This window comes from Vibrio chemaguriensis (assembly GCF_012275705.1).
GTDB classification, from domain to species: Bacteria; Pseudomonadota; Gammaproteobacteria; order Enterobacterales; family Vibrionaceae; genus Vibrio; species Vibrio diabolicus.
This window is the reverse complement of the sequence record NZ_SHOE01000048.1, coordinates 1-8171: the sequence shown is the minus strand read 5'-3', so window position 1 is coordinate 8171 and position 8171 is coordinate 1. Positions and strand designations below refer to the sequence as shown.

11 protein-coding genes are annotated in these 8171 nt (G+C 40.3%); all 11 read right to left on the bottom strand.

All coding sequences use genetic code 11. From position 1 onward, the window contains the following. Window positions 1-37 precede the first annotated feature (37 nt). The gene (locus EX191_RS22520; RefSeq protein ID WP_193448536.1) at window positions 38-577 is read right to left on the bottom strand and encodes a GNAT family N-acetyltransferase; all 540 of its coding nucleotides are present in this window, start codon (window positions 575-577) and stop codon (window positions 38-40) included. Between the two features lie 141 nt (window positions 578-718). Then, the gene (locus EX191_RS22515; protein WP_167426483.1) at window positions 719-1150 is read right to left on the bottom strand and encodes an NUDIX hydrolase; all 432 of its coding nucleotides are present in this window, start codon (window positions 1148-1150) and stop codon (window positions 719-721) included. 158 nt (window positions 1151-1308) lie between these two features. Further along, the gene (locus EX191_RS22505) at window positions 1309-1947 is read right to left on the bottom strand and encodes a class I SAM-dependent methyltransferase (protein ID WP_193448535.1); all 639 of its coding nucleotides are present in this window, start codon (window positions 1945-1947) and stop codon (window positions 1309-1311) included. A 127-nt stretch (window positions 1948-2074) separates the two neighbouring features. Further along, window positions 2075-2473, bottom strand: a complete 399-nt coding sequence (locus tag EX191_RS22495; protein ID WP_140329321.1) for a DUF6232 family protein — start codon at window positions 2471-2473, stop codon at window positions 2075-2077. 134 nt (window positions 2474-2607) lie between these two features. Then, complete coding sequence (locus tag EX191_RS22485) at window positions 2608-3108, bottom strand: flavodoxin family protein (protein WP_193448534.1); 501 nt, start codon at window positions 3106-3108, stop codon at window positions 2608-2610. Between the two features lie 137 nt (window positions 3109-3245). Further along, window positions 3246-3668 (bottom strand): DUF6678 family protein, encoded by a 423-nt coding sequence (locus EX191_RS22480; protein WP_180709687.1) that lies wholly within the window; start codon window positions 3666-3668, stop codon window positions 3246-3248. A gap of 685 nt (window positions 3669-4353) precedes the next feature. Continuing rightward, window positions 4354-4776, bottom strand: a complete 423-nt coding sequence (locus tag EX191_RS22470) for a hypothetical protein (RefSeq protein WP_053047151.1) — start codon at window positions 4774-4776, stop codon at window positions 4354-4356. Between the two features lie 194 nt (window positions 4777-4970). Continuing rightward, on the bottom strand, window positions 4971-5213 hold the full coding sequence (locus EX191_RS22460; RefSeq protein ID WP_080765108.1) for a zinc ribbon domain-containing protein: 243 nt from the start codon (window positions 5211-5213) through the stop codon (window positions 4971-4973). 237 nt (window positions 5214-5450) lie between these two features. Next, the gene (locus EX191_RS22455; RefSeq protein WP_193448532.1) at window positions 5451-5861 is read right to left on the bottom strand and encodes a cytidine deaminase; all 411 of its coding nucleotides are present in this window, start codon (window positions 5859-5861) and stop codon (window positions 5451-5453) included. Between the two features lie 1012 nt (window positions 5862-6873). After that, window positions 6874-7602, bottom strand: coding sequence for a hypothetical protein (locus tag EX191_RS22450; RefSeq protein ID WP_136676628.1), 729 nt, complete (start codon window positions 7600-7602; stop codon window positions 6874-6876). 136 nt (window positions 7603-7738) lie between these two features. After that, on the bottom strand, window positions 7739-8152 hold the full coding sequence (locus tag EX191_RS22445) for a hypothetical protein (RefSeq protein ID WP_193448531.1): 414 nt from the start codon (window positions 8150-8152) through the stop codon (window positions 7739-7741). Window positions 8153-8171 lie beyond the last annotated feature (19 nt).

The window sequence follows — 8171 nt, the reverse complement described above, 5'->3', positions numbered from 1 at the left end:
CGTACAACGCTAAGCACCTACACTAAACCCTTACACCTTAAACACTAAAGCCAAGTTTAAACTGAGATCGCCAAGCGTTGTGAGTCTCGATTCTATATTGATCTTTGAACTCTCCGACAACACTGAAACCTGTTTTAAGATAGAGGTTCTTTGCCGGAATATTTTCCGATAATACACAAAGATCGAGCCAATCAATTTCTGCTTTTTCTTCGCAGAAGTTTATGACTGTATCAATCAGCCTTTGACCAAGGCCTTGCTTGCGACAAGTGGCATCTACGCCCATGCCAAGTAAAACTCTGTGAGAACGGCTTTCATCGCCATGGTAGCGAAGATCAATGTGTCCTTTGATACTTCCAGAAGTGTCTTTTACAACCCAGAGCTTTCTCCAACCTAAATCGCCGAACTGATGTGAAAAACCTTGGATAAACTTATCTTTTGTTGTTTCTGGAATTTCACTTTCCTCTCTGGAAATTGGTTGGAAAAGAGGAACTTCGCCATTACCATTTTCATACAGCTGATTTTCAAGATACGCAAAGAATGAATCTAAATCCGATTTTTCAGCTTCTACTACTTTCATCTGATACTCCATCGATTACGCATAACGCCCAATTAAGGGGTGAGCAACGCAACCGCCGAACCTAAAGCATTGTGCCATAAACACTAAATTTGAAGTAGAAGCAAAAATGCCAAGCGTTGTGAATCCCTCTTAAATTGTTTGTTATATGCACAGAATTTCCACTTGTTTGATGGCGTCAGAGAATACTTTATTACACTTAAAATCGGGCTGACTGCCTACTTTATGCCAGAAGAAATTGAATTCATGCCCGCCGTCGTCTTGAGTAAAGAAACTCCAATTATTCGGTAATTGTTGCTCTATTTCACAAAGCACGAAGTGCCACAAATGATTTTGAAAACCGCTTTCCCAACTACCTAGGTAGCGAGTTCTTGATACGCTAGATAACCCTGATTCTTCTTTTAGCTCTCTCAAGGCGGCACTTTCAATAGAAATATCCGACTGTTCTAATGTGCCTTTAACCAACTGAACTTCAGCTAATGGATGTTCAAACAGCAGTAACTCGCGATTGTTTCCTGATTTTCTAAGCACTATAGGGCAGACTTTGACTTCCCTCTTTCGGATTCTTTCTTCCACTGAACTCTCCCGTGCATATAACGCCCTGTTAAGGTGTGAGCAACGCAATACCGATGTCACCGCATACCACCTTAAACACTAAACGCAACGCATAGTAAAAATGCCACGCGTTGCGAATCACTCTTAAACAGTTTGTTAGCAGTTTTTTATACACCAAATTATGCTTTTATCGCATACACCGTTATGTGGTTTGAAGCTTCACGCTCATAGACACTGATATGAAGCACTTGGAACCCTGCTTTCTCTAGTTCAACGACAAGATCACTTTCAGAGGTAACATGGCGATATGGACTGCCATCCCTATAAGTTTCATAGCTATTTTCATTTTTAGAACACAAGCTACTGACAAAAAACACCCCGTTTTCAGACAGTGAACGATAAACATGACTCAAAAATATGACTCGATCTGCACCGATAATGCAATGCAAGCAATTACCGTCAATGACAACATCATAACGTTCTGGAAGTTCAAGAGACTCTGCCGTTAGGTCAGCTGAATAATAATTACCCTTGACTCCTGTCGCTCTGGCTTTTTCCTTTGCCCATTCAATTGCGGTTGGTGAAATATCTATACCTGTCACCTCAAAGCCCAACTTCTGGAAAGCTCTGCAATGATGTCCTTCACCGCAACCTAATTCGAGCAATTTACCTTGCACGGGTCGTTTAAATAGCTCGAGAAAACGCTCCACTAAAACTGCTTTAGACATTCGCTCGTTGCCACCCCAACCTTTCCAGCCAGCTTGGCGAGCTTCAACATACATGTCTTCATGAACTTGATAGTTTTGTTTCATATTCATCCTTGACTGCTAACGCTTTGTTAAGGTGTGAGGCACGCAATACCGAAGGTTCCGCATAACACCTTAACCACTAAAACCAACGCATAATAAAAATGCCACGCGTGCCGAATCACTCTTGAACAATTTGTTATACGAATTTCTTCAGTGCCAACACTTGTTGTTCAAATAACTCACAATCTGACTTTGAGTATGACTTAGCGACATTAACCCATTGAACGCCCGTTTCATCTATGTGGCGAAACTCGACTTGAAGTGCATATTTAGAGCAACGAAGAAGAGCAAAGACCAAACCTACGACCGTCAGACTAAGAACTAAAACTAGTAGCCATTGTGGTACCTCTTCCAACCTTGGAATAACTAACCAAACTGCCCCTGAAAAAACACACACCCAGAATAAAACTTGACCTAAATTATCAAGAAAACTTAACTTTTTAACCCTAACATTGTTTATCTTAGACAAAGGATATGAGTCTTTCTTAAACCTGAACTCTTTTGAATCCAAGTTAAAATCAGTACTTTTGTACATAATTTCCCTCTATTCGTATAACGCCCGCTTAAGTGGTGAGCAACGCAATACGGTGCTTCCGCATACCACCTTAATCACTAAAATCAACGCATAGTAAAAATGCCACGCGTTGCGAATCCGCCTTGAAGCGTTTGTTATGTAACATTTTCAAGAGCTTGCGCTGCACTGTCTGATACTTTACCTAAGTCCGACTCAGTTTGTATAGCAAGATACTCACAACCTTTGAACTCCAATTGCATATAATTTGCTGTTAATTCAAATGGTTTTACGAAACAGTCGGGCAGCTTTAGGTTGTAACCGGTAGATAGGACTGAAATAGACTTCCCTTTGAGTTTACGCCCTAACCCTTTTTCGATAGTTAAAAGGTCTGACAATCGGTCGAAGAACACTTTCAATTGCGCCGACATTGAATACCAATAAACAGGTGAAGCAAACACAATATGGTCAAAACCAACTAATTCATGGACTATCGGTAGGAAATCATCGCTTCTATTTTCATGCTCATAGTCGTAAAAGCTAATATCAAACTCAGAGAGATCAAACAACTTTGCGCCCGATAAGTCGACAAATGACTCGGCTAAATTTCTCGTATTACCGTCAGATTTAGAAGTACCTAATATGACTGCGATATTCATTGAACCTCCATGTTACATAACGCCGCGTTAAGTAGTGAGCAACGCCAGCCACCTAACCTAAACCTTTACACCGTAAACACTACACTCAATTTAGAATGCAAAGCGCCAAGCGTTGGGAATCTGCCTTAAACGCTTTGTTATGTGTATTTATACATTTCTATATCTTTACCGTGCTGAAAATAGCCCCAAATTCTAACACCACACTCTGTGAGAGATATTTTGGCATTTTGCTTCTTACATATAGCAATGACCTTATCCCTATGTTCTAGAACTTCTGGCTCTAGCAAAACGCCTCTTGAGTGAGAGATACGAGCGTCAATATCAATAAAATGTATCGCTCGAAAGTTTCCCCATATTTGTGCCAGTTCACTGGTATATTGATAACTAGAGTCACTTTCCGGCCATGTCGACCCGTCAATGTAGGTTACTCGGTAGCTTAGTAGCTCGTCGATATCGCTCAACGCTGCAAGCAAATTGTTCCACTTAGTGTTATTCATAACACCAAAAAGACCATTACTATCAATTAGTTTAATGATGTTTGACTTTAAATCTAAACGCATAAAATCCCAATACACATAACGCCCAATTAAGTAGTGAGCAACGCAATACAAAAGCCACCGCATTGCGCCTTAAACACAAAACTCACTGCAAACCAAAACTGCCACGCGGCGAATCTGCTTAAATTGTTTGTTATGCGAATTGTACGCAAACGCTGAATTGACCGAAGAAAACATTACCTTAAACACGAAAAACTACAAACGCGCATATAACTTTTTGTGATTCAAGAACCAACGGATTCAACATTTCTTGAAGGGCCGCCACAAGTGCGAAACGCGGCTTTAAAGCAAAGATTTGGCTTTTACTTGTGAGAAACTTAACGAACAGAAGTTTCAGCGAATACCGACTTTCCGTAAACTTGCCCTTTCCACACTTTGCGCCCGAAAAACTTTTAACGACCAAATGCGATTTTTAATGAGGCAACTTCACGAACTTTGGCATGTTTTACGGTTGGAGTGATTCAAGAATTTGGACCGAAAATGCTGATTTGCCGAAACCAAAAAAACGGTTGGCCAAAGAGATTAAATTTAGAGAAACCTAAAAATTTTGCCTTGTCGCATAACGCCCAATTAAGGGGTGAGCCACGCGACCACCACACTTAATTTGGACGCCTTAAACACTGAACTGGCCCCAAGTCCAAAATGCCAAGCGTGGGGAATCCCTCTTAAATTGTTTGTTAGTGCGATCTCAAAAGTTGCGACGAATCAGGTCGAACAGAGGCTTAAGACGTATGCCAAAGCCATAAAAGTTCGGCTCAAACATTAATATGTCTGTCTTGCTCACAGCCTCTGTCGAAAGAACACAATTATAAAAAAAGCGGGTTTTACCTTCTCTTTGTCTATCGAAGCTGATAATCCCCTCTTTAGCCATTTCGTTGATAGTGTAACAGTATAAATCCAATTCTTCCTGGAACGGGTTCCCGTCACCACTACTATATCCACTTTCCCAAGACTTCATCACATCGTAATAATTAACCAACTTCCTTTTTGATTTTGGTGTATCTCGCCCTTCAATGTTGAATCCATCAATATCAATGGGCTTTGGATAAGATTTGTATAACATGCTAAAGATATGTTTTTTGCACTTCTTATATACTTTTCGATTATTCAAAACCTTACATCCTATAAACTATCAGAATATTCTAACCTATCGCTACCAAAGGTTTAGCTTGAGCACTAACGCCCTGTTAAGGTGTGAGCAACGCAATACCGAAGCTCCCGCATACCACCTTAAACACTAAAACCAACGCATAATAAAAATGCCACGCGTTGCGAATCACTCTTAAACAGTTTGTTATGCCTATGCTAACCACCTAGAAAATCTAGTATTTTTTGTCCAGTACCTAGACCTCGTTTGTAAAACTCAGTGTGACCGCAGCTACTGCATGATAAGAAATAAAAACGGTGTTTGTTGTAATTGAAAAATGTACTCCAAAATCCACCACTGGCTCTCAACTCACCAACCTCATATGACTCTGATCCACATTTATCACAGCAATATTCAAACTTCGATTTCACTTTGTCATTCCCTAACAGGTGGTTTGCCATCTGTTTGTTTGCAAGCTCTTTGCCTACCCGCACTTTTCACATTTCAATGATGAGTGTTCATTGCTATGCCCGCACCCAAAGCACTCCCATTTACTATCCATATTTCCTCTTATAGGCATAACGCCGCGTTAAGTGGTGAACAACGCTAACCACCAAACCTAAGCCATTGTACCTTAAACACAAAATTCAACTTAAACTGAAATCGCCAAGCGTTGTGAATCCGCCTTAAACGCTTTGTTATAGTGCTTTGCCGTTTACAAGTGACCAATGATGAGGCATTAATTCACTTATAGTTTTGAAAACCAATGCATTATCTGGAGTCGTAATAGCTGCTTTGACGTCCCCACCCCAGTGAACGAGGCGCTCTTGGCAAACTCCACATGGTGACAAGATTAGAAACTCATCGTTCTCGCTTTCACGACATAGGCATAATGAGTGGGTCACTCGCTCATTGAGTTTATGAGCCTCTAAATAAGCTCCCACTTCCATACACAATGAAAGAGCATCATTTTTAGTATCAGGGGCAATACTTGTTAATATTTTCCCTGACTCAGTTCTAACAGCCGCAGCACCGCCCCACCCCGAAGGATATCGCATACTTACTAGTTCTACTGCTGCTTGATAAAGCTCTTTTTCGATATTATCCATGACCATCCATATTCAATTTTATCGAGCGCATATAACGCCCTGTTAAGGGGTGACCAACGCTAACTACCCAACCTAAACATTTACACCGTAAACACTTTTACCAAACTTACCACCAAACCGCCAAGCGTTGGGAATCCCTCTTGAACAGTTTGTTAGTTGCCAAGCCCACGGCAGTGACTTGAAGTTTACTGGACTTTGCCAACGCCCATATTTCGTATCTTGAGATACTTAGATCAGGCGCAGTTTCAAAGCGCCTGTCACTGAAACCACTTGGAATTTACAACGCCGTAGAAAACGGCATTTGAACACCAAACAAACCTTTTGGAACGACAATACAGCAGAGCAGACTTTCAACAAGCTCATCAGCGTCTGAAACAGAAAACCCAAATCGCGCAAGGGACCAAAGCACGATTTTCACAACACCTAATAACTAGAAATTGAAATACGAAAACCTAGCCAAAAACACACGGACATTAGCCCTAAACATTCTGCTTTAGGTACATTTTTCCTCGTTGGCAACTAACGCCCTGCTAAGTGGCTGCCAACATTCCACTGAACTTAAACAAGCCACCGTAAACACCAATGTTGAGTGCACCGCAACAGCCACTGAACTCAAATGACAAACACTTCACTGTTTTTGCGGTGATTCACCGAACCAAGATGCGCTGAACTTGAAAACACCGAACCGTAGAATCTTTTGGGAAAATCGGTTTCTGAAAACTGAATTGGCCGTTAGCGCTCAAAAACGGTGAACCACTGAACTCAAAATTTAGCCACTAAACTACGCTTTCACATGAAAATGTTCGAGCCACACAGACGCGAAAGTAAAGTCAACTGATGGACTTGAAGTGGCTGAGCGCCGAACTACTAAGCCTACAATCTTAAAAGCAACCTAACGCCCAATTAAGGGGTGAACAACGCTACCACCCAGTCTAAAACTTTGTGCCATAAACACTAAATTTGAAGTAGAAGCAAAAATGCCAAGCGTTGTGAATCCCTCTTAAATTGCTTGTTATACAGCATTTCCAGAATTTAAAATTTCTTTCGCTTTTTTTCCAAAGAAAATCCGAAGTTCATTGGCTGTTTCAAATTGGCTAGCTAAAATATCAGCTTTTAGCAGATGAAGCTTTTGATTAGTTGATGCATGTAAAGCCTTATAATTGAGTAGCTCATTTTGCAATGTAGCTTTTTTAACTTCAAAGTGATTGTCTGGATATCCTGCATTATCACCAGTCAATTGCTCTATTTCACAAACTTTAATGTCCATATTATTTTTTTCAACTTTAAGGTCTAAATAAATATCTTGTAAATTCAAGTAAGAGTCAATTACAGAAAGACAGTTTTCACGTTCACGAGCCATCGATTCAGATTCCATTTGTGTAAATTGTAATGCAACTTGTTCTCGAGTCTGCTCTAGAGAGTCTTTTTGAAGGTCAACTTGAATTCGAGTTTGCTCTAACGTATCACTTTGCAATTTATGAAGCTTAATAAACTCACTCCTTTGGCTGTCTATAAGCGTTGCTTGTAATTTAATAGTAATTAGTACTGCGACTAATGAAAATAAACCTACAATCGGACCAGCAACGCCTCCAAAATAAGAACCAAAACTTCCCCAATCAGATACAGCCCCTGAAAAACCCCCTTTAAATTCAGACCTATATATAAAAAACACCATCAATAAGATAATAATCACCACACTTACAGGTATTACTATTATTCGTCGTTTAAGTAATCGTTGCATAAATCCTCCTTGCTGTATAACGCCGCATTAAGGGGTGAACAACGCATTCCACCCAAACTAAACCATTGTGCCGTAAACACTAAAGCCGATTCAAACCAAAACTGCCAAGCGTTGGGAACCCCTCTTGAATGCTTTGTTAGTTGGTGGAGTTTAACGCGTTCTGAAGAGCTTTCCAGTCTTTGCACCCAAGATAAACATTTTTACCACTAGTCAGTGTTAACTTAAGAGCTTTACCCACAGAAGCATTGTACAGCCAGCCATCTTTTAACATACGAATCCCTATACCTTGATACCACTTAGTCTCATAAAGTGAAGTCTGTACAATGTCAGACAGTTCCACTTCTTTGCGAAGAAAGCCGAAACCAAAATACCAGTAAATTTTATTTCCACTTACTCCGACTGTCATAGAGTAAAACAATACAGCTATAACCAAATTGATTAATAATGCAATCACTGCGCTGCTTACGTGGCTAGACGTAAATATTATGATCGCGCTTAGGATAAAAAGGAGGGTTAGTAATACTTTATTAACTTCTGTTTGTTTATACATAGCTTGCAATCCTTTGAAC

Excerpts from the sequence above, each read along its gene's own strand:
- EX191_RS22495 (WP_140329321.1), bottom strand. The coding sequence starts at position 2,473 with ATGTACAAAAGTACTGATTTTAACTTGGATTCAAAAGAGTTCAGGTTT.
- EX191_RS22485 (WP_193448534.1), bottom strand. The coding sequence starts at position 3,108 with ATGAATATCGCAGTCATATTAGGTACTTCTAAATCTGACGGTAATACG.
- EX191_RS22480 (WP_180709687.1), bottom strand. The coding sequence starts at position 3,668 with ATGCGTTTAGATTTAAAGTCAAACATCATTAAACTAATTGATAGTAAT.
- EX191_RS22505 (WP_193448535.1), bottom strand. The coding sequence starts at position 1,947 with ATGAATATGAAACAAAACTATCAAGTTCATGAAGACATGTATGTTGAA.
- EX191_RS22450 (WP_136676628.1), bottom strand. The coding sequence starts at position 7,602 with ATGCAACGATTACTTAAACGACGAATAATAGTAATACCTGTAAGTGTG.
- EX191_RS22445 (WP_193448531.1), bottom strand. The coding sequence starts at position 8,152 with ATGTATAAACAAACAGAAGTTAATAAAGTATTACTAACCCTCCTTTTT.
- EX191_RS22520 (WP_193448536.1), bottom strand. The coding sequence starts at position 577 with ATGAAAGTAGTAGAAGCTGAAAAATCGGATTTAGATTCATTCTTTGCG.
- EX191_RS22455 (WP_193448532.1), bottom strand. The coding sequence starts at position 5,861 with ATGGATAATATCGAAAAAGAGCTTTATCAAGCAGCAGTAGAACTAGTA.
- EX191_RS22460 (WP_080765108.1), bottom strand. The coding sequence starts at position 5,213 with ATGGCAAACCACCTGTTAGGGAATGACAAAGTGAAATCGAAGTTTGAA.